This window comes from Streptomyces sp. NBC_00996 (assembly GCF_045162675.1).
GTDB lineage: Bacteria > Actinomycetota > Actinomycetes > Streptomycetales > Streptomycetaceae > Streptomyces.
Genome location: NZ_CP108723.1, coordinates 10573210 through 10593097, shown reverse-complemented (window position 1 = coordinate 10593097; position 19888 = coordinate 10573210). Strand labels below are relative to the sequence as shown.

14 protein-coding genes and 2 pseudogenes are annotated in these 19888 nt (G+C 68.3%); 9 read left to right on the top strand and 7 right to left on the bottom strand.

Annotated features, from left to right (window positions below; genetic code table 11):
* Positions 1–92 precede the first annotated feature (92 nt).
* The 3 genes and pseudogenes from OG390_RS49085 to OG390_RS49075 all read left to right on the top strand — a co-directional run.
* Positions 93–377: pseudogene (locus OG390_RS49085) on the top strand (acyl-CoA dehydrogenase family protein); the annotation flags it as partial.
* Between the two features lie 378 nt (positions 378–755).
* Entirely contained in the window at positions 756–1682 is a 927-nt protein-coding gene (locus OG390_RS49080; RefSeq protein ID WP_406177218.1) for an SGNH/GDSL hydrolase family protein, read from the top strand.
* 66 nt (positions 1683–1748) lie between these two features.
* The gene (locus tag OG390_RS49075; protein WP_406177217.1) at positions 1749–2420 is read left to right on the top strand and encodes a TetR family transcriptional regulator; all 672 of its coding nucleotides are present in this window, start codon (positions 1749–1751) and stop codon (positions 2418–2420) included.
* 111 nt (positions 2421–2531) lie between these two features.
* Here OG390_RS49075 and OG390_RS49070 read toward each other — a convergent pair whose 3' ends face one another.
* Positions 2532–4025: an MFS transporter gene (locus OG390_RS49070; RefSeq protein ID WP_406177216.1), complete on the bottom strand. Its 1494-nt coding sequence runs from the start codon at positions 4023–4025 to the stop codon at positions 2532–2534.
* A 338-nt stretch (positions 4026–4363) separates the two neighbouring features.
* On the opposite strand from OG390_RS49070, the gene OG390_RS49065 reads away from it, so the two are divergent.
* Together OG390_RS49065 and OG390_RS49060 are read left to right on the top strand one after the other, a co-directional pair.
* Positions 4364–4702, top strand: a complete 339-nt coding sequence (locus OG390_RS49065) for a hypothetical protein (protein WP_406177214.1) — start codon at positions 4364–4366, stop codon at positions 4700–4702.
* Between the two features lie 100 nt (positions 4703–4802).
* Entirely contained in the window at positions 4803–6692 is a 1890-nt protein-coding gene (locus OG390_RS49060) for a propionyl-CoA synthetase (RefSeq protein WP_406177213.1), read from the top strand.
* A gap of 283 nt (positions 6693–6975) precedes the next feature.
* Here OG390_RS49060 and OG390_RS49055 read toward each other — a convergent pair whose 3' ends face one another.
* On the bottom strand, positions 6976–7920 hold the full coding sequence (locus OG390_RS49055) for a DUF5996 family protein (RefSeq protein ID WP_406177212.1): 945 nt from the start codon (positions 7918–7920) through the stop codon (positions 6976–6978).
* Positions 7921–8304: 384 nt separating this feature from the next.
* Between OG390_RS49055 and OG390_RS49050 the strand changes: the two genes are divergently transcribed.
* A complete protein-coding gene (locus OG390_RS49050) occupies positions 8305–8763 on the top strand; it encodes a VOC family protein (protein WP_406177210.1) in 459 nt (152 codons plus the stop codon).
* Positions 8764–9158: 395 nt separating this feature from the next.
* Here OG390_RS49050 and OG390_RS49045 read toward each other — a convergent pair whose 3' ends face one another.
* Complete coding sequence (locus tag OG390_RS49045; RefSeq protein ID WP_406177208.1) at positions 9159–10427, bottom strand: MFS transporter; 1269 nt, start codon at positions 10425–10427, stop codon at positions 9159–9161.
* 133 nt (positions 10428–10560) lie between these two features.
* On the opposite strand from OG390_RS49045, the gene OG390_RS49040 reads away from it, so the two are divergent.
* A complete protein-coding gene (locus OG390_RS49040) occupies positions 10561–11496 on the top strand; it encodes a LysR family transcriptional regulator (protein ID WP_406177207.1) in 936 nt (311 codons plus the stop codon).
* 331 nt (positions 11497–11827) lie between these two features.
* Here OG390_RS49040 and OG390_RS49035 read toward each other — a convergent pair whose 3' ends face one another.
* On the bottom strand, positions 11828–12157 hold the full coding sequence (locus OG390_RS49035) for a transposase (protein WP_406178325.1): 330 nt from the start codon (positions 12155–12157) through the stop codon (positions 11828–11830).
* A gap of 3134 nt (positions 12158–15291) precedes the next feature.
* Here OG390_RS49035 and OG390_RS49030 point away from each other — a divergent pair.
* Positions 15292–17873 (top strand): annotated as a pseudogene (locus OG390_RS49030) (SpoIIE family protein phosphatase); the annotation flags it as partial.
* A gap of 15 nt (positions 17874–17888) precedes the next feature.
* On the opposite strand, the gene OG390_RS49025 reads toward OG390_RS49030, so the two are convergent.
* The 3 genes from OG390_RS49025 to OG390_RS49015 form a co-directional block, all read right to left on the bottom strand.
* Entirely contained in the window at positions 17889–18083 is a 195-nt protein-coding gene (locus OG390_RS49025; RefSeq protein WP_406177205.1) for a hypothetical protein, read from the bottom strand.
* Between the two features lie 450 nt (positions 18084–18533).
* Positions 18534–18707, bottom strand: a complete 174-nt coding sequence (locus tag OG390_RS49020; protein WP_406177203.1) for a hypothetical protein — start codon at positions 18705–18707, stop codon at positions 18534–18536.
* A gap of 94 nt (positions 18708–18801) precedes the next feature.
* A complete protein-coding gene (locus tag OG390_RS49015; RefSeq protein ID WP_406177201.1) occupies positions 18802–19014 on the bottom strand; it encodes a hypothetical protein in 213 nt (70 codons plus the stop codon).
* 292 nt (positions 19015–19306) lie between these two features.
* On the opposite strand from OG390_RS49015, the gene OG390_RS49010 reads away from it, so the two are divergent.
* The gene (locus tag OG390_RS49010; RefSeq protein WP_406177200.1) at positions 19307–19801 is read left to right on the top strand and encodes a lamin tail domain-containing protein; all 495 of its coding nucleotides are present in this window, start codon (positions 19307–19309) and stop codon (positions 19799–19801) included.
* Positions 19802–19888 lie beyond the last annotated feature (87 nt).

Below are 19888 nucleotides of genomic sequence, written 5' to 3'. Positions count from 1 at the left end.
GCTTCGGGAACACCACGAACCCTGCCATGCCGTCGGTGCGCTCGACGATCTCCAAGGTCAGAGCGGTTTGTTCCGGCACCGGCCGACGAGGACTCACCGCCGCCCGCCAGCTGACGCTCTACGCGGCCCGAGAGGCAGAGGCGGGGCGCCGCGTGGACATGGAGGCGGGTACGGCGAAGCTGTTCGCTTCGGAGACAGCCATGCAGCTCGCCCTCAACGCCGTCCGCATTCATGGCGGTTACGTCCACTCCACCGAGTTCGACGTCGAACGCTACTTCCGCAACGCCCCGTTGATGATCGTCGGCGAGGGCACCAACGAGATACAGCGCCATGTGATCGCGAGCCAGCTTGTCAGGCGCGGAGGGCTGGACGCCTGAGTGTCGGCGTGTACGTGAAGTACGTGCACGACACCACTGGCGGCCAGTACTTCACAGATGACCTGACCGCCGACCGGGACGACGGGGACGGTCTCCGTATGGCCTTGTTGGCCACCCCCTCGTCTCCCGCGACGGTGCGCACGAACCGTTGGTGCGGGAGTTCCTGCCCATCGCGCCAGCCGGGCCGCAGCCGGCGCCATGAGGGTCAGCCGGCCGGGGTGAGGGCCGGGCGGAACCCGGACGAGCGGGAGACGACGGCTTCCTACCTCTGGTCGCAAGAACCAACTGGCCGGTATACAAGCCCAGTCAGGCTTGCGCGGTCGGACCGGACCTGGCTCCGGCCCCGTAAGCCGCCACGGACTGAGGGGGAGGACCTCGATGAAGCAGCCTACGCATCCCGGCACCACGGCGACCAGGCGCCGACGAGCGACCTCCATCGGTGCGGCGGTCGGCAGCTGTGCGCTGATCGTCGCGTCCGTCGTTTCCGCGACACCCGCCGCGGCGGACGGCGCTGGGCACGGCCGCGGTTCGCGTTACGTGTCCCTCGGCGACTCCTACACCTCGGGGCCGGGGATCCCGCAGCAGGTGGACGCGAACTGCGCCCGCTCCGACCACAATTATCCCTCGCTGGTCGCGGCAGAGCGAAGAACGACTGCTTTCAAGGACGTGAGCTGCAGTGGAGCCACCACGGAGAACATGTGGAAGCCGCAGGGCACGAACGGCCCGCAGCTGGACGCCCTGGGGCGCGACACCGACCTGGTGACCGTTCAGATCGGCGGCAACGACATCGGTTTCAGCTCCATCATCGGCACGTGTGCCCAGCTCTATGCCACCGATCCGACGGGAAACCCCTGCCAACGCCACTACCTCTCCTCCGGGATCGACGAGTTGAGCCTCGACGTCCTGGAAACGGCGCCGAAGGTCGCCAGTGTGCTCCGGGCCGTGCACGGCAGGGCACCGCACGCGCGCGTGCTCGTGGTCGGCTATCCGGATCTTTTGCCGGACGACGGCAGCGGCTGCGCCCCCGCGGTGCCCTTCGCAGCCCAGGACTTCCCCTACCTGCGCGACACCGGCAAACGCCTCAATCTGATGCTCCGCCTGGTGGCGCAGCTGAACCGGGCCGAGTACGTCGACACATACGGGCCCACCCTCGGTCACGACATGTGCAAGGCGCCCGCGGACCGCTGGATCGAGCCCCTGCGGCCAACCTCCCCTGCGGCTCCCGCACACCCGAATGCCAAGGGCGAGGAAGCCATGGCGCGTGCTGTGCTGGAACGTCTGGGCGGCGGGCGCGGGCACAACTGACAGACCCCGCCATGGTCCTCGTTCCGGATCGGCTGACGTACCGGAGGCAAGGGTCCGCCGAGGGCCATGGCCGGGCTGACTAGTATTTCAACTGTGACGAATAAAGAGTCGCAGCGTGGACGCCGGCCGGGTAAGCCCGATACGCGTGCCGTCATCCTTGCCGTGGCGCGTCGGCGCTTCCTCGAGGACGGCTATCACGCTGTGACGTTGCGATCGATTGCGGCCGAGGCCGACGTTGATCTGGCGTTGCTCAGCTACTACTTCGGGTCCAAGAAGGGTCTTTTCGGTGCGGCTCTGGCGCTGCGTGCCAATCCCGCGGAGGTGCTGGCGCGGCTTCTGAACGAAGGGGACCCTGGCACGCTTCCCGAGCGGGTGCTGCGGCAGGTCATCGCTGTGTGGGATGCCCCGGAATCCGGCCCGGCTCTGCTGACGCTGCTCAGGAGTACTGCACAGGACGCCGCTGTCGCTGCCCTCGTCCACGAAGCGCTGGAGCGGGAGATCGTTGATCGGATCGCGGAACGCGTCGGGGGACGGACAGGCAGGCAGCGCGCGGCTTCGTTCACTGCTGTGCTGGCGGGTTTGATCACCACGCGTTACTTGCTGCGGCTGGAACCGATGGCCTCCATGAGCAGCGACGATGTGGTCCGACTGCTGAGCCCTCAACTGCGCCAGGCGCTCGGAATGCCCGTGCGCAGGTCGCCTGCTGCTTCCCGGCCGGAGAGTCGCCGCACACCCTGATCGGCGGCGCCGGTGGGCGGTGTGGTCCCGCCGACCGGTGATGACGCCACGGGTGCCGGACACCGCAGGAGGCCGATGCCAGGCGGCATCGGCCTCCGTATCGAGGTTCGCTCAGGCGTGAACGTGGTCTGCGGATTCGTGCGTGGTCACGGTGGGCGCGGTGGCGTTCGACGCCCGCTGGGGTGAGCGCAGCAGGACAGCGACGGCGACAGCGGCGAGGGCTGCGGCTGCGGCGCCGCCGAGCAGGGCGAACTGCATGCCGTCGAGGAAGGCGCTGCGGGCCTGCTCAGCCACGGGCCCGCCGATCGCGTGGGCAGCCGCCAGTGAGGAATGGGCGGCCTCGGAGACGGGTGCCGGCAGGTGGGCGAGGTGAAGATGGCTGCGATAGGAAGCGCTCAGCAGGCTGCCGAGGATGGCGATGCCGAGGGCGCCGCCGAGTTCGCGCGACAGGTCGTTCATGGCCGACCCGACACTTTGCAGTGAGCGGGGAAGGGCATCGGTGATCGCTGCGGTTGCCGGCGTCATGGCCAGGCCCATTCCGGCGCCGAGTGGCACCAGCCCTGCGGCGATCAGCCAGTACGAGCTCGCGGCGTCCACCCGGGAGAGGATGCCCATCGCGACGGCCACAGCCACCAGTCCGACCGTCCACGGTCCACGGAGACCGAATCGCGTCACCAGACGCGGCGTCAGCCTGGAGAACGAGCCCATGGCCAATGCCATTGGAAGCATGGTCACAGCAGCCATCAGCGCACTGTCGCGCCGGACGAGCTGCAGGTACTGCATCATCACGAAAATGAAGCCGAAGAACACGAAGAACTGCAGCATGATCGACAGCGATCCCGCGGCGAAGTGACGGTTCTTGAACAGGCGCGGGTCCAGCAGCGGCTGCTGCCTGCGCAACTCGAAGAGCACGAACCCCACGAGCACGATCAGCCCCAGGCCGATCCCACCCAGCGTGGCCGGATCGTCCCAGCCGCGCGTCGGGGCTTCGATCACCGAGTAGACGAGAGCGACCAGGCCGACCACGGCCAGGATGGCGCCGGTGACATCCAGCCGCGGCTGCTCGGGCTCCGCCGACTCCGGCACCTGCCACAGCGTGCCCATGAAGGCCACGAGGGCCAGCGCGACATTCAGCAGGAACACGGAGCGCCACGACCACTGTTCGAGCAGCGCGCCCGTGGCGAGGATCCCGAGCAGTCCGGCGGCGCCTGCCACCGTGGCCCACACGCTGACCGCCCGTGCCCGCTGGGCACGCGGAAACGTACCGGTGATCGTCGACAGCGTAGCGGGCATGACCAGCGCGGCACCCACGCCCAGGAGTCCCCGCACGGCGATCAGCGCGGACGGATCCGTCGTGAAGACGGCGGCCGCCGAAGCTCCCCCGAAGATGGCGAGACCCACCAGCAGGGCCCGGCGGCGACCGAACCGGTCGCCCAGAGCCCCGGCAGGCAGCAGCAAAGAAGCGAAGACGAGGCTGTAGGCGTCCACGATCCACGACAGGTCCGTCTGGGTGGCGTGGGTGTCCCGCGCGAGGTCGGGCAGCGCCACGTTGAGCGACGCCATCGCGGCGACCACGGTGCCCAGGCCAAGGCACGTGACGACCAACACCAGATTGTGACGCACCGTCGGCGGGGAACCAGTGGCAGAGCTTGACGAGGACATACGGTCTCTTCTTCCATCGGCAGGGATCCGGCATCTTGGCAACGGACGGACTCCAGGCTGGCCAGGAGGAAACGGGAATTCCATGCTGATGAAATAACGGTGGCGACCACCGAGACCGGCAACAACCCCTCACCCCGACCGCGAAACTGCCCAACTCAGCAGGTCACGCGAGGGCGACAGTCGAACAAGCGCGGCCCGCTCACGCTCGCAACCATGCAGGCCCGGCGGTCGCGGGTCTGCCCTGATGAATTCAGAGGCCGTGCGGATCCCGCGGTGCAACGATGATGCTGATCATTTCGACACGGCCCGATGATCAGCGGCCGAATCCTGCCCGCAAGGCCGGCGACCGTGCCCTGGCTGACGCGATCCGCAGGCTGCGACGTCCCGGTCTGTCGGCCTGGGCCGGCAACCACCCGGTGCGCGAGCAGCCCGACGCGATCGAGTCGCTGCTTCATCTGGGCCAGGCGCTGCGGCAGATGCACCGTGATCCGGACGGTATGCAGCTGCGTGAGCTGAGCCGTCGGCAGCGGCTCTGGGGCGACAAGCTTGCGCAGCGGGCACAGCAGCCGGCTGCGAAGGCGGGTCGAAGGAAGCGGGGCACGGCCTCGCCGGACTCGTGATCAACATGTGAGTAGGCTCATCGAAGACGGCCACGACGTACGCCGTCGCAGCAGTCCCGACCCTCGATGCGGCACACTCGATGCGACGAAGGAGAGCTCCATGGGAGCGTACGAGGATGTCTTCCGCGCCAGCACCGAAGACCCGGAGGCCTTCTGGCTGAAGGCGGCAGAGGGAATCGACTGGGAGGTCACTCCGCAACGCGCCCTGGACTCCTCGAGCGCGCCCTTCTACCGCTGGTTTCCCGACGGGCGGCTCAACGTCTGTTTCAACGCCCTCGACCGGCACGTCGAAGCCGGCCGGGGCGAACAGCCCGCGCTCGTCTACGACTCACCCGTGACCGGCACCCGGCGCACCTACACCTACGCGCAGTTGAGGGATGAGGTGGCAGCCTTCGCCGGAGCACTCGTGCAACTCGGCGTGGGGCACGGCGACCGGGTCGTGATCTACATGCCGATGGTCCCCGAGGCGGCCATCGCGATGCTGGCCTGCGCACGGATCGGCGCGGTCCACTCGGTCGTCTTCGGCGGATTCGCCCCGCACGAACTCGCCGTCCGCATCGACGACGCCGCCCCCAAGGTGGTCGTCTCCGCCTCCTGCGGCATCGAGGGCAAGCGTGTCATCGCGTACAAGCCACTCCTCGACCGGGCCATCGAACTCGCGGACCACAAACCGGAAAAGAATGTGATCCTGCAACGCCCACAAGACCGGGCCGAGTTGGGCACCGACGATCTCGACTGGGCCGACCTGGTCGCCGCCGCACCGTCGGCCGATTGCCTTCCCGTCCCCGCGAACGACCCCCTGTACATCCTCTACACGTCGGGAACGACCGGAAAACCCAAGGGAGTCGTGCGTGACTGCGGCAGCTACGCGGTAGCCCTGCAGTGGTCGATGGGCGCCGTGTACGACGTCGGCCCAGGCGAGACGATGTTCACCGGTTCAGACGTCGGCTGGGTCGTCGGGCACTCGTACATCGTCTACGCACCCTTGCTGGTCGGCGCCACGACCGTCCTGTACGAAGGCAAGCCGGTCGGCACCCCGGACGCCGGCCAGTTCTGGCGCGTCGCCGCCGAGTACCGCGTCAAGACCATGTTCACCGCGCCCACCGCCTTCCGCGCCATCCGCAAGGAGGACCCGAAAGGAACGCTCACCGCGGACTACGACCTCTCCCACCTGCGCTACCTCTTCCTCGCCGGCGAGCGCCTCGACCCCGAGACCTATCACTGGGCAAGCGCTCTCCTGGGCGTCCCGGTGATCGACCACTGGTGGCAGACCGAGACCGGCTGGCCCATCGTCGCCAACCCGGCCGGCATCGAACTCGCCCCTCTCAAGCCCGGCTCCCCCACGCGCCCGCTGCCGGGGTGGGACGTCCGCGTCCTCGGCCCCTCGGGCGAGCCGGTGCCCGCAGACGTCGACGGTGCGATCGTCGTGAAGCTCCCCCTGCCACCCGGCGCGCTCCCCACCCTCTGGAACGACGACGACCGCTACATCGCCTCCTACCTTTCCGCATACCACGGCTACTACCTCACCGGCGACAGCGGACACATCGACGACGACGGCTATGTCTTCGTCATGGGCCGCACCGACGACGTCATCAACGTCGCCGGACACCGCCTGTCCACCGGCAGCATGGAAGAGGCCCTGGCCGCCCACCCCGACGTCGCGGAATGCGCCGTCATCGGCGTCGCCGACGCCCTCAAGGGACAGGTACCGCGTGGCTTCGTCGTCCTGAAAGCCGGCACCGGCCGCGACCCGAGCGTGGTCGAGGCCGAACTCGTCCAGCTCGTACGCGAGCGTATCGGCGCCATCGCCTCCCTCAAGGACGTCACAGTCGTCGCCGCCCTGCCCAAGACCCGCTCGGGAAAGATCCTGCGCAAGACGATGCGCGGTATCGCCGACGGCCGCGACGAACCCATCCCCTCCACGGTGGACGACCCCAGTGTCATCGAGGTCCTGCGCCCTGTGCTCCGCCGCGCGGGCCACACCCGTTGAAGGCAGCCTGAGCCGTTACCGGGAGGGCGGCGCCGCCAGGACGTCCGGCTGTGTCGAGCTGCAGCGTGTCATGTGCGGCTCGCGGCCTGTTCTTCTGTGTTCTGGGGTGCGTTCGGCGCTTCCGTGGAAATCGGCTGCCTGGATGTGCAGCGCCGCCGCTGAACAGGGGCAGACAGGCCGTGCCGTCCCTGACACGGCCCTCACCCTCTTCGGACCACGACGATCAGCCGGGTGTCAGCGTCAATGACCAACCGCGACAAGGAGCCCACCGAGCGAGTCGCCGTCATTGGAAGCCCTGCAAACGATGGGGGTCGCACTCGAGCATGGCGCGGTCCCACCCGCCACGTTCGGCTGCCGCCTCGTAGGTGGTCTGAAGGAATGCGATGAGCGTGGCGTCCGGGTCACTGGCGGTGCGAACGACCTCGTACGGCAGGAGGAACTGGCCGTTTTCTCTGCTGTAGAAGGCATCACCCGGAGTGACAGGGTATTCGGCGAAGCCATCGGGCTCCGGGTAGGCATAGGCGTAGAAGGCTCCTTCCTCTCCGCCGCCGGGCCAGAAGCCGCAGCTGCTCAGCTCGCGGGAATAGCCTTCCACCATCACCCAGTCACCGCAGTTGGGTGCGCCGCCCGGGTGCTGTGGGGCGGGGCGGCCGGAGAACCTCGTGCATGCCAGGTCCATGGCTCCCCAGAAGTAGTGCACCGGGCTGACTTTGCCAGTGAAGCGTGAGCGGAAAACGTCCATGACGCGATGGGCTTGCAGTAGTTGATGCCAGAAGAGGCGGGCTGCTGTGCTGTCGTAAGAGGCATGGCGGTGATCCTCGGCGAACGGGATCGCCGGTTCCACTTCGTTCGGGTGGGCCTGGATCCGCGCCTCGATTCCCACCTCGTCCAGGGCGCGCATCGTCTCGACGTAGAACCGGGCCACTGGCTTGGGCTCCAGGGCCACTCTGCGGACGGCACCATCGCTGGTACGGATGCACAGCTGGTGGTCGATGAAGTCGAACTCGATATCGAAGGTTCCGGACCCGTACGGGATGGCGGAAGTGGTCAGCCCGCGTGGACTGACGTACAGCGTGACCTGCCACCAGTGGTTTATCAGCGGTGCGTGCGCCAGGCGCACTTTGCCGACGATCTGGGTCCACATGTGCAGGGTGTCTCTTGTGCCGGCCCAGTCGGCCACCCGGAGCTGTGGCCAGGCTCCGTGCGTGTGCGTTGTCTGCTCTGTCACCGTTGTGCCTTCCGGATCGGCGTCATCGGTGTTCGGGAGGGAGGCAGGTTCGGCCAGTGGGAAGGGCCGATTGGCTGCACAACCTCCCGGGGGCAGGGACGCTCTTGGCCGCTGCCGGGGACGGATTCCCTCCTAAGCAGGCTCTCCTCCACACGCCGCATGGGCAACTCGAACGGCTGCACGGCCGCCGGCGCTGTCGGGCACCGGCGAGACGCACTCCTGACCTGGGTAAACGGCGACCCTGGGTGTCACGCCGGCCTCCTATACCGGTATCAAGCCGCTTATTCCCGGATCAAGCGGGAACCCTGGCTGAGGCGGTCCGGGCACGAGAAGTGGGCCCGGGGCGCGGCCTGGCCTCTGCACCCGCACGAGAGGGTTATGACGATGACGACTCCTGGCGATCTGCCCGCACCTGAGCAAGGGCTTGTTCTCACCCACTTCCTGACCGTGCGCGACGTCGCGAGATCGAGTCGCTTCTACGCCGAGATCCTCGGCGGTGAGGTCGTGCTGAAGGAGAACCCGGCCATTGTCAAAGTGGCCAACAGCTGGATCATCATGAACCCAGGAGGCGGACCCACCCCGGACAAGCCCGGCGTGACCCTGGCAACGCCGGAGAGCAGCGACACCGTTTCCAGCTTCCTGAACGTCCGTGTCGCCGACATCGGCGCCTTCTACGCCGACGCCGTGGCCAAGGGCGCGGAGTTCCTCACGGAGCCTCTCGACCGGAAGGCCGAGCTGCGCTGCTACATGCGTGACCCCGACGGCTACCTCATCGAGGTCGGCCAGGCCACCGGCATGCGCCACGGCGTGTTCGCCGACCCACCCGCCGGATCGGGTCGCTAGCTAGCTAGGTAGGGCTTGGTCATCTTCATTTGTGAGTGGCGTGTCTGCTGGTTCCGGTGAGCGGGCCTCGGCCGCGGTGAACTGGCGGCTGTTCCTGCCGGCGTCCTGAGATCCCGCCTCGCCGGTACCCCGAGCCTGCGCAGACCGTGAAGGAGCTGGTGTTGTCTGGGCAGAAGGCTTCAGGTATGTGAGACAGGGGGCCTTGCGCCGTACGTGCCTCACAAGTATCTGGGGGCTGTTGAAGCACATTGGGCACGTGAGCCACGACGGGCCGCGCCGTGCCCCCCACCGGCCACGGCAGAGACCGTCGCGCTCACCTTCGAGTTGTACGCGGAGGGGGACCGCTCCGAAGAAGGGCTGCGCAGCCCGGTCGCGGTGACGGCCCTGGCGGCCCGTCAGGTGCGGTTCGGTGCCGGCTCCGGCTCGGAGAGATGTGCTGCCGCGCGGCAGGGAAGCAGCAGCGGGGTCGCCAGCAGGAGCACGCCGGCCAGGCCAATGGCTGTACGCGGGCCGAGCAGGCTGCCCAGCACGCCCCAGACGGCCGTCAGGAGGGCGGTCGAGGCCTTGGTCGTCACCGCCCAGGCGGTCAGTGTGCGGGTGACCCGGTCGGTCGCGGTGCGTTCGAGGCGGTAGGTGGTGTAGACGGGGTTGAAGACCCCGCAGCAGAAGATGAGCCCGAGCTCGACTGCCATCACCAGCAGCAGCCCGGCGGTGCCCTGCCCCAGGAAGGCCAGGCCGATGGGCCAGAGCGCGCGCAGCGTCCCGACCACGACCAGGACCTGGTGCTGCCCGTACCGGGTGACGAGCGGTCGGGCCAGCCGTGAACCGAGCAGCCCGCCGATCGAGGGCGCGGCGAAGGCGAGGCCGTACTGCCACGGTGTGAACCCGAGTCGGCCGAGCATCAGGACGGCCAGCAACGGCTGGGCGGCCATCACCAGGCCGTTAAACAGGGCGGTGTTGAAGAACAGCGGGCGCAGCGTCGCGTCGGCGAGGACGTACCGCCAGCCGTCGAGCAGGTCCCCGGCCCGCATGCGCGCGGCCTCCCGGTGTTCGGGCCGAAGCTCGTGCCCGCCCGTCGCGCGGATGCCCAGGGCCGAGAGCAGGTAGCTGACCGCGTCGGCCACCACCGTCGCCACCGGACCGAGGAGCCCGATAGCGGCGCCGCCCAGCGGCGGTCCGATGATCGTGGTCGCCCAGGCCGTGGACTCGAATCGGGCGTTGGCGACGAGCAGGTCCTCGGCCGGCAGCAGCGTCTTCAGGTACGCGCCGGAGGCGGCACGGAAGGTGATGTCGGCCGCCGCGACGACGACCGAGACCAGCAAGACCTGAAGGAAGGTGAGCACGCCGAGTGCGAACGCGATGGGGATCGTCAGCAGCGCCGCGAAGCGCACCAGATCCATCGCGATCAGCACCGGCCGCTTGCGGCGGAACTCCACCCACGGGCCGAGCGGCACCGCCGCGGCCGCGCCCACCGCAGACCCCACGGAGGAAAGCACGGCGACCTCGACCGGTCCGGCGTGCAGCGCCCGTATGGCGATCAGCGGGAACGCGCCGAAGGCCAGCCACGTGCCGAGCGCGCTGGTCCCGTACGCTCCCCAGAGCCACCCGAATCGCCGCCCCAGCCGATGTCCGCGCAGATGTCCCAGCCGGTGCCCGCTCCTCATGCCCGACGCCCCTCGCCACTCACCCGCACAACCGATCCGCGATCGGAAGCATCAAAGCGAGCACCACAACGGGAGATCAAACAACTGCAGAGCCGTCGGCCACAACCAACAGTTGTGCCCATAGGGTATCGGCATGGACCTCGACACCGTCCGGACCTTCGTCGCCGCCGCCGACGCGGGGCAGTTCCAGGAGGCCGCCGCGGAGCTGGCGGTCACCCAGCAGGCTGTCTCCAAGCGCATCGCCGCGCTGGAGCGCAACCTCGGGGTGCGGCTGTTCACCCGCACCGCGCGCGGCGCCGAGCTCACCATCGATGGGCAGGCGTTCCTGCCCCACGCGCGCGAGCTGCTGCGCGTCGCAGAGCGCGCGGTCGCGTCCGTACGCACCGGCCGCCGTCCGCTGCGCGTCGACGTGATCGCCTCGCGCAGCGCGGCGTCGGGCCTGATGCGCGGATTCCACCGCGCGCACCCCGAGATCGAGCTCGACGTGGTATGGCTGTTCGACATCGAGACGGCCGTCGCCGCCATCCGGTCCGGTGCGATCGACGCGTCCTTCCGCGCCGTCGCCGTGCCCGGCCGGCCCCTTCCCGAGGACATCGAGTCCGTCCGGGTGCTCGACGAGCAGCTCCAGCTCCTCACCGGCCCCGCTCACGCGCTGGCGGGCGCCCGGTCGGTGACCGTCGCTCAGCTCGCCGGACACCGGATCTGGATGCCCGGCATCGTCCCCGGTACCGAGTGGGCCGCCTACTACGACGACCTCATCGCTGAGTTCGGCCTCACCATCGAGGCGACCGGCCCCAACTTCGGCTCCGACGCACTCCTCGACACCATCGCCGACACCCCGGCCTTGGCCACCTTCATGGGCGAGCAGACCCGCCTCGTCTGGCCCGCGGACCACGGCCTGCGCCGCATCCCGGTGACCGACCCGACGCCCGTCTACCCGCACTCGCTCCTCTGGCACCGCGACAACCCCCACCCAGCGCTGGCCACCCTCCGCGCCCACCTCGCCGCCAGAGCGGCCGACCACGACGCCGCCGGGACCTGGGCGCCGGGCTGGGTGATTCCGGCCTGAACGCCGCCCCGTCTGCGCTCATCGTGGCCGGATCGACGGACGCTTGGGGACACGCCCCCTGCACGGCCGTGGTGGCCGTGCAGGGGGCGCTGCGGCCGACGGGCTGGGGTGGAGGACCGGGGCTGGGTCGGTCCATTGGCGTGTTCGGCGACGAAGTCCGCGATGAGTGCAGTTCCTCTGAACCTCGATCCACCGCGTGAATTCTGGTCACGGGTGTCGGGCGGGTTCCGGGTGTTTCTTCGGGACGCGGGCAGCGGTGATCGCCGGGTGGCCGTCCGTGCGGGGTCTCCGAGGTCTTTCGGGGCGTGGGCGGGCAGGGCGGTCGCGCGGGTCAGGTGACCATGCGCTGTCCGGTCGCCGTCCACAGGTCGGAGAAGTCGCCGGCCCAGCGCCAGCGTTGGGGCAGGTGGAGCGTGAGACGGCGGGCGCCGGTGGCGATCCGGGCGGGGATGTGGATCAGGTGGCGGCGGATGGTGCCGGTCCGTGCCCTGGTATGGAAGACAGAGGCGAGGTGGCCGGCGACGCGGGTGAGGTTGTAGGCGGTGGCGGCGAGGGTGAGCCAGGCGGCGTTCGCGGTGAACTTCCCCGAGGGAAGATGGGCGAGTGCGGAGTCTTCCAGGTCGGCGAAGACCTGCTCGACCTGGGCGTGTTCGCGGTGCATGGGTTCGGCCTGGGCCAGGACGTACGGGCTGTCGGTGAAGATGACGTGGTGGCGCCAGACGCCGACCAGTTCGCCCTGACTTGTCGTCCGAGCCGTAGGCGGTGTAGCCGTACGTGGCCTTGGTGTTGCCGGAGTCGTCGGTGAGGGTCTCGACGTCGGTGTGGCTGTTGTAGCCGTAGTAGCCGTCCGAGGTCGTACCGTCGCTGTTGTGCGTGATCTGCGACAGGCGCTCGCCCCACGGGCTGTACTGGTACGACTTGGTCAGCGTGCCGGCGACCTTCTCGTCCACGACCTGGTTCGACAGGCCGAGGTAGTCGAAGTCCGTCGTCTTGCTGTTCGCCGTCTTGGAGGCGGTGCGGTCCAGCGGGTCGTACGTGTACGTCGTGGACTGCATCGTGCCGGTCGAGTCCGTCTTCTGGGACTCGCTGACGTTGTCGAAGCCGTCGTACGTGGTGCGGGCGATGATCTTCCCGCCGGACGTGACCGATTCCTGGCGGCCGAACGGGTCGTAGTTGTAGTCCGAAGTCCCGCCACCGGCGCTCGCGGTGAGCAGACGGTTGCGGTCGTAGGTGTAGGTGGTGGTGGTTCCGCCGACGGTCTGGCTGATGACGTTGGCGTTGTTGTCGTGGCCGTAGGTTTCGGTGTCGGCGCCGTTGCCCGTCTTGACGGCCTTGGCCAGGCGGTCGGCCGGGTCGTAGGTGTAGTCCGTCGTCGACGACAGGTACGCCGTGTGGTCGTCGGCGTTCATCTTCTTCGCCACGTCCTGCGCCTTGTTCCCGTTCGGGTCATAGGTGTAGGTGTGCGAGTCGACGAGGGTGGTGCCGTCGGACTTGTTCTCCGTGGTTGACTTGACCGGGCCGTCGAGGTAGTAGGTGTAGTCGACGGTGTTGCCGTTGGCCTTGGTCTCCTTCAGTTTCTGGCCGCGGGCGGTGTACGTGAACGAGCTCACCTTCGGTGACGAGTCCGTGGACGAGGTGCCCACAGACACGGACTTGACCAGGGTGCGCAGGTCGTAGGTGTAGGCCGAGTACTGGCCCGGGTGGTCGACGGTCTTGGGCTGGCCGTCCGCGTTGTAGGTGTACGAGGTGGACGTCTTGGTCACCCCGCCGGACAGCTCCGAGACCTTCTGGACCTGGTTGAGGCCGGTGTAGGCGATGTCGTAGGTGTCGATCTTCGCCGTGGAGGAGGTGTCACCGATCGTGGTCAGGTTGCCGTTCGCGTCATAGGAGTACGTGAACGACTTCTGCTCGGTGTCGGTGTCGGCGGAGTTGTCGCGGACCAGCTTCACGCTGTCGGCGACGACCGTGCCCCCGCTGTTCTCGAACAGCTGCAGCTTGGCCGCGTTGCCCTGCTTGAAGGCGTACGAGCCGAGCGAGACCCAGGTGCCCGCACCCGACGTCTGGTCGACCGTCTTGTCGGTCGTCCCGCCGTCGTGCGTCACCGTGTACTTCGCCGTGGTCGTCGCGCCCGACACGGTCGGGAACTTCACGAACGCCTCGTACGTGCCATCCGAGGGGATGTTCAGCGTCCAGGTGAACGCGTCCGTGCCCGTGCCCGCGGCGTGGGTGAGGTGGTCGTAGCCCTCCTGGTCGGTGGCGTCACCTGTCGTCCAGGTACCCGTCTTCGACGTGTTCTGGGTGTCGGAGTTGTCGACCAGGACCACGTCCTTGCCGACCGGAACACCGTCGTCGGAGCGGGACTTGAGCTTGCCGTCCGGGTAGTAGGACCAGTCCATCGTGCGGTTCGAGGAACCGCCCGCCGACGTCAGCGTCCGGGCGGTCTGCTTGCCCAGGTCGTTGTAGTCGTAGGTCGTGGTGATGGACCACGGGTCCGTGGACGACTGCGCCCAGCCGTTGTCGAAGTAGCTGTAGTTGGTCGTGTTGCGGACCGTCTGGCCCTCCGACGGCGGCAGCGACGTCGACTTCACACGGCCGACCGCGTCATATGTGGTCTGCGTGTAGACGTTCGGGTCGTTGTAGCGGGCGTCGCTGGGGTCGTAGGGCTGGTAGTTCTTGACCGGGCGGTTCAGCGCGTCGTACTCGGTGCGCTGGGTGAACGCGTCGGTCGACCCGGCGTCCACCGAACGCGGCGTGAGGACCTTGGTGACGTTGCCGACCTGGTCGTACTCGTACTTGGTGGTGCGGTACGTGATCGGCGAGGTGCCCTCGTGCGGGACCTGCACCTGGGCGGTCTTGCCGCGCTCGTCATAGGTGATGAGCGTGGTGTTGTCGTCCGCGTCCGTGGTCGAGGTGACGCGGCCGTCCTTGTCGTATCCCTTCTTCGTCGTGTTGCCGGCCGCGTCGGTGACCTGTGTGACGCGGTGGTCCAGGTCGTAGGCGGTCTTGGTCGTGTAGTCGGTGGTGTCGGTCGTGGCGTTCTTGATCGGGTCGATGACCGTGACCGTGTTGCCGACGTTGTCGTACTCGTACGAGATCGTGTCGCCGTCGGCGTTGACCACGGAGGTGATCTGGTTGATCGCGTCGTAGTTGTTGGTGGTGACGTAGTCGGTGGCGTCCGACGTGGTCAGGGTGCCCTTGGGCTCGGTCGTCGTCTTGAGGTTGCCGACCTTGTCGTAGGTGTAGGTCGTCACCCGGTCGTCGGAGGTGGAGGTGTCCTTGGGGGCCGTGGCCGAGGTGATCTCGTCCGCGTCGTCGTAGACCGCCGTGGACACCGCGCCGTTGGGCGCCGTCGACGTGGTGACGTTGTCGTTGGCGTCGTAGACCGGGGCCGGGGTGGTGATGTACACCCCGTTCGCCTGGTCTTTGGGCACCGTCTTGACCAGCGGACGCCCGTACGTGTCGTACGTCTGCGTGGTCGTCTTGTCGTCGGCGTCGGTCACGGAGGTGACCTGGCCGCGCTCGTCGTACACGTACGACGACGACTCGCTCTTCGCGTCCGTGATCGTCTTTGGGTAGCCGACCGCGGTGAAGTCGCTGTAGGAGGTCGGGTTGTTGTCGGCGTCGGTGGCGGTTGTCAGTTCACCGTAGGAGTTGTATGCGTAGGTGGTGGTGTAGTCGCCGGTGGTGGATGTGGCGGTGCCGTCGGGGTCGGTGACCGAGGTCAGGTTGCCGAACGCGTCATAGCCGAACTGCCACGTGTGGCCCTCGGGCGAGGTCTTGGTGTACAGGTCGGCCGAGTCGGTCGTCGCGGCGCAGTCGTTCGCGAGCGCTCGTGGCGTGGCCGAGGCGCTGCAGAGCCGGGATCCGACAGCGGTGCTCCAGCCTTGGGCCGAAGCGGCGCGGAAGCGTGCGGGCGTGGATTTTGTCGTCGCCATGAACACGAAGGGGATTCGTTATACGTATCCCTACACGCGGGAGATCGGGAAGAAGTTCGTCGGCACCATCGAACCGGCGCTGGAGGGCCGTACCGTCGTGGAGCAGGCCGGTGGGCCGCCTCTGCCCGCGGGCAGAGGGACGGACGTGCAGGCGGTGGTCCCCGTGACCGACTCGCGCGGCAAGGTCGTCGGCCTGGTCTCCGCCGGGATCACGGTCAAGAACGTGGCGGGACTGTGGATGCCGCAGCTGCCGATCATTCTGGGCAGCGGCGCGGCCGCGCTGGCGCTGGCCATGACCGGGACGACGCTGGTGTCCCGGCGGCTGCGGCGGCAGACGCGCGGCCTGGCCCCGGTGGAGCTGGCGCAGTTGTACGAGCACCACGACGCGGTCCTGCACGCGGTGCGGGAAGGAGTGCTGATCACCGACGCCGACGGACGACTGTTGCTGGCCAACGACGAGGCGACGCGGCTGCTCGGACTGCCGGCGGACGTGCAGGGGCGCCCGGTGCGGGAGCTGGGACTGCCGGAGCAGATCACGCGCCTGCTGACGTCGCGGGAGGCGGTCACCGATGAGGTGCATCTCGCGCAGGACCGGTTGCTGGCGGTGAACAAGCGGCCCACGTACCCGCAGGCCGGCCGGGGAGGCAGCGTGGTGACGCTGCGGGACACCACGGAGCTGGCAGCGGTCTCAGGGCGGGCCGAGGTCGCGCGGGAGCGGCTGAAGCTGCTGTACGAGGCCGGGGTGGGGATCGGGACCACGCTGGAAGTAAAGCGTACGGCCCAGGAACTGGCCGACGTGGCGGTGCCGCAGTTCGCCGACCTCGTGACGGTGGATCTGCTCGAAGCGGTGCTGCGGGGGTGGGAGGCCACGGCGGAGGGCTGGCGGCATCTGCGCCGGGCGGCGATCGGCGGATGATTCCGGTGTATCCGCTGGGCCAAGTGATCACGTTCTCGCCCCGGACACCGCAGATGCGGGCGCTGCAGGAGCGACGGATCATGCTCGAGGCGGACCTGCGGCAGGCACAGGGCTGGCGGGAACAGGATGCGGAGCGCGCCAGGCGGGCCCTGGAGCGCGGGTTGCGTTCCCTGGTGGCCGTTCCGTTGAGGGCGCGGAACGTACCGCTGGGCGTGGCGAACTTCTACCGGACGGTGGACTCCCCGGCGTTCGAGTCGGAGGATCTCACCTTCGCGGAGGAACTGGCCGCGCGGGCGGCGGTAGCCATCGACAACGCCCGGAGGTTCACCCGGGAGCACGCGATGGCGGTGACGCTGCAGCGCAGCCTGCTGCCGCGGGGGCAGCCGGAGCAGGACGCACTGGAGGTGGCCTGGCGGTATCTGCCCGCGGAGGCGGGGGTGGGCGGGGACTGGTTCGACGTCATCCCGCTTCCGGGCGCACGAGTGGCGCTGGTGATGGGTGACGTCGTCGGTCACGGGCTGCACGCAGCGGCGACGATGGGCCGGCTGCGCACCGCGGTACACACCTTCTCATCCCTGGACCTGCCCGTGGACGAGGTGCTCGGCAACGTGGACGACCTGGTCGTCCGAATGGACAACGAGGAGAGCACGGGCGATGCCGCGGAAGGCCACGAGGGGGAGGGGGTGACCGGAGCGACGTGCCTGTACGCGGTCTACGACCCGGTGGCGGGGGCTTGCACGATGGCTCGTGCGGGACACCCGGAACCGATGGTGGTGCGCCCTGACGGGACGGTCACCTGTCCCGGCGTGCCGGCCTCGGCGCCGCTCGGCCTGGGAGGCTACCCCTTCGAGACCGCCGAGCTGTCCCTGCCGGAGGGTTCACAACTGGTGCTGTACACCGACGGCCTGGTGGAGGACCGCACCCTCGACATCGACGTCGGGCTGGAGAGGCTGCGCCGGGCGTTGGGCGGGTCTGGGGGCCGCACTCCGGAGGAGACGTGTCAGGCGGTCATCGACACGTTGAAGCCAGCACACTCCTGCGACGACATCGCGCTGCTGGCTGCGCGTACCCGGATGCTCCCGCCCTCGCGCGTGGCCGAGTGGGACGTGCCGCCGGACCTGGCGGTGGTTCCCTCGGTGCGGGCGCGCTGCAGGGAGACGTTGCTGGAGTGGGGGCTGGAAGAGACCGGGTTCACCACGGAACTGATCCTCAGCGAATTGGTCACGAACGCGATCCGGTACGGATCGCCGCCGGTCAAGGTGCGGCTGCTGCACGGACGCTGTTTGATCTGCGAGGTGTCGGACGGCAGCGGCACCTCGCCGCGCTTGCGGCGGGCGGCGACCACGGACGAAGGCGGGCGGGGGCTGTTCCTGGTGGCGCAGTTCGCCCAGCGATGGGGAACGCGGTACACAACCCGCGGCAAGGTCATCTGGGCGGAACAGCTTCTTCACGACGGCGCATCCGCCGCCACGGGCCGCGCGCCGATCGACGTTCTCCTTGAGCAGTTCGATGATCCCAACCTGTGAGCTCGGACGGCGCGCTCACCGGGGCTGCTGCCCTGCCTCGTCTTCTTCGCGGACTTCTTCTTCGCGGTCTTCTTCTTCGCGGTCTTCTTCTTCGCGGGCGCCTTCTTCACCGTCTTCTTGGCCGCCGTCTTCTTCCTCGGCATCTCGTGGACGGTGGCGTCCTCGCCGCGGGATGCCCACGCCTTCGTCACGGACTCCGGTATCGCCCACGGGCAGAACCAGTGTCACAAGCGCCGTGCGCCCGGCCGACGCCGAGTAGCAACGGGCGGATGCGAACGCACTGCGCCTGCACGCTGCCGTGGAGAGGCCGGCGACGGTGTCCCGGTCCGTCAAAAGCCGGCGCCGTCATCCCGCGCTCCACCGCGCACTGGACAAGGACGTCGGGCAGGGAAGCGCCGTAGCGGGCCGAGTAGCCGGATGGCCACATGTAGATGAGTGAGTCCAGCGCCTGCACCTCCCGTCCCTCGCGTAGCCTCGGCCTGACCTGTGTCTCCTTGGGTATCCACCACAGCCCAGAATTTTGGGAAGGTGTTCAATCATGCCGTTCGGGTGCGCCGCACGTGTGTGACGCAGCGAAAGATGGGCCCAGCTCAGGTGACCAGCCAGCCCCCACACAGATGAGTCGCCCACCTCGCAGGCGGGCGACTCATCACGATGCTGTTACAGCGTCCGGTCGATATGCTTCTCCTCGATCTGCTCTTCCACCTGCGTCTGCTCGTCGCGGACGGTGTACTTCACCTTGGGTTCCTGACCCCGGATGCCCTGGATCTGGCCCGTGTGCTTCTGGTTGTCCCGCCCCTGGTACTGCACGCGATCTCCCTGGTTGTACTGCATTGCTGTCTCCACCTTTCGAGGTTGACTTGGCCGGGCTCGCCTGCCTGAAGTGCGCGGCCCGCCGCGCATCCGCTCTCGAGAGCGGGTCGCGATGTCATGACACCTCGACCGATGACCGCCGGCCACCGCTGTCGGCCGAACGAGGCAACGCGGCCGCGTTGGCCAACTGACACTGCTCAAAATGGCCAATTGCCGCTTCCCACTCCCCCCTCACCTGCAGCGTTCTGGGCGTGACGGGCTTTCCAATGCCATTTGCATCGAGCGTGGGCAGCGTGCCGCCCGCATACCGGGGCGTCGCCTCGCGCATGCGCTCCACGTTCCAGAACTCGTACGGAGAAGGCCGGCTGAGGCGTGGATGCCGCGGGCACGGTGACCGGTGCGCCGTGCCGTCCGTTCCGCTGCTGCCCCGAGCCGGGGCGACTGCTGTTTCCAGGCGCAACCGCCCGGGCGGGCACACCTTGAGACAGAAGCGGGCAGCGGACCGCACATCGGCCCGGCTCCACCTTCACGTTCACTGCTCCCACACATTTCTGTCACCTGACAGGCACGTGTCCGGTATGCTCCGGGAGCTTCATTCGCACCACTGAGGGGGGATCCTCATGCGTATACGCACTGCCCTGGCTACCGCAGCCGCCGCCGGGACGCTCGCTGCCATTGCCGCTGCCCCGGCGCAGGCCACCGAGTACTCTTCCGCGCTGAAGATCAAGGGCGTCCAGTACGACGCGCCCGGCCGGGACTCCAACAGCTGCTCCACCGGCAACACCAAGGACGAGTATCTGACGATCAAGAACTACTCGGCCCGCACAACCGTGAACTTGAAGGGCTACGTGGTCAAGGACGCCGCCGGGAACAGGTTCGTCTTCCCCGCGAACCACTACCTCCAGCCCGGCGACTACATCAAGCTCCGCGGCGGCCACGGCACCGACTCCGACGCCAACAACGTCGTCTACCGCCAGAACTGCAACTTCATCTGGAACAACGACAAGGACACCATCTACCTCTACAAGTCCTCCGGTGCCCGCGCCGACGTCCACTCGTACACCAAATCGGGCAACGACCGTGACGGCAACGGCTACATCACCTATCACGGCTGACCTGGCCTCCACGGGCGGTCACTGACGGCGGAGCCCCGCAACGCGCCGGCCGGCATGGACAGCGCGTTGCACCGCAATGGAGGGTGG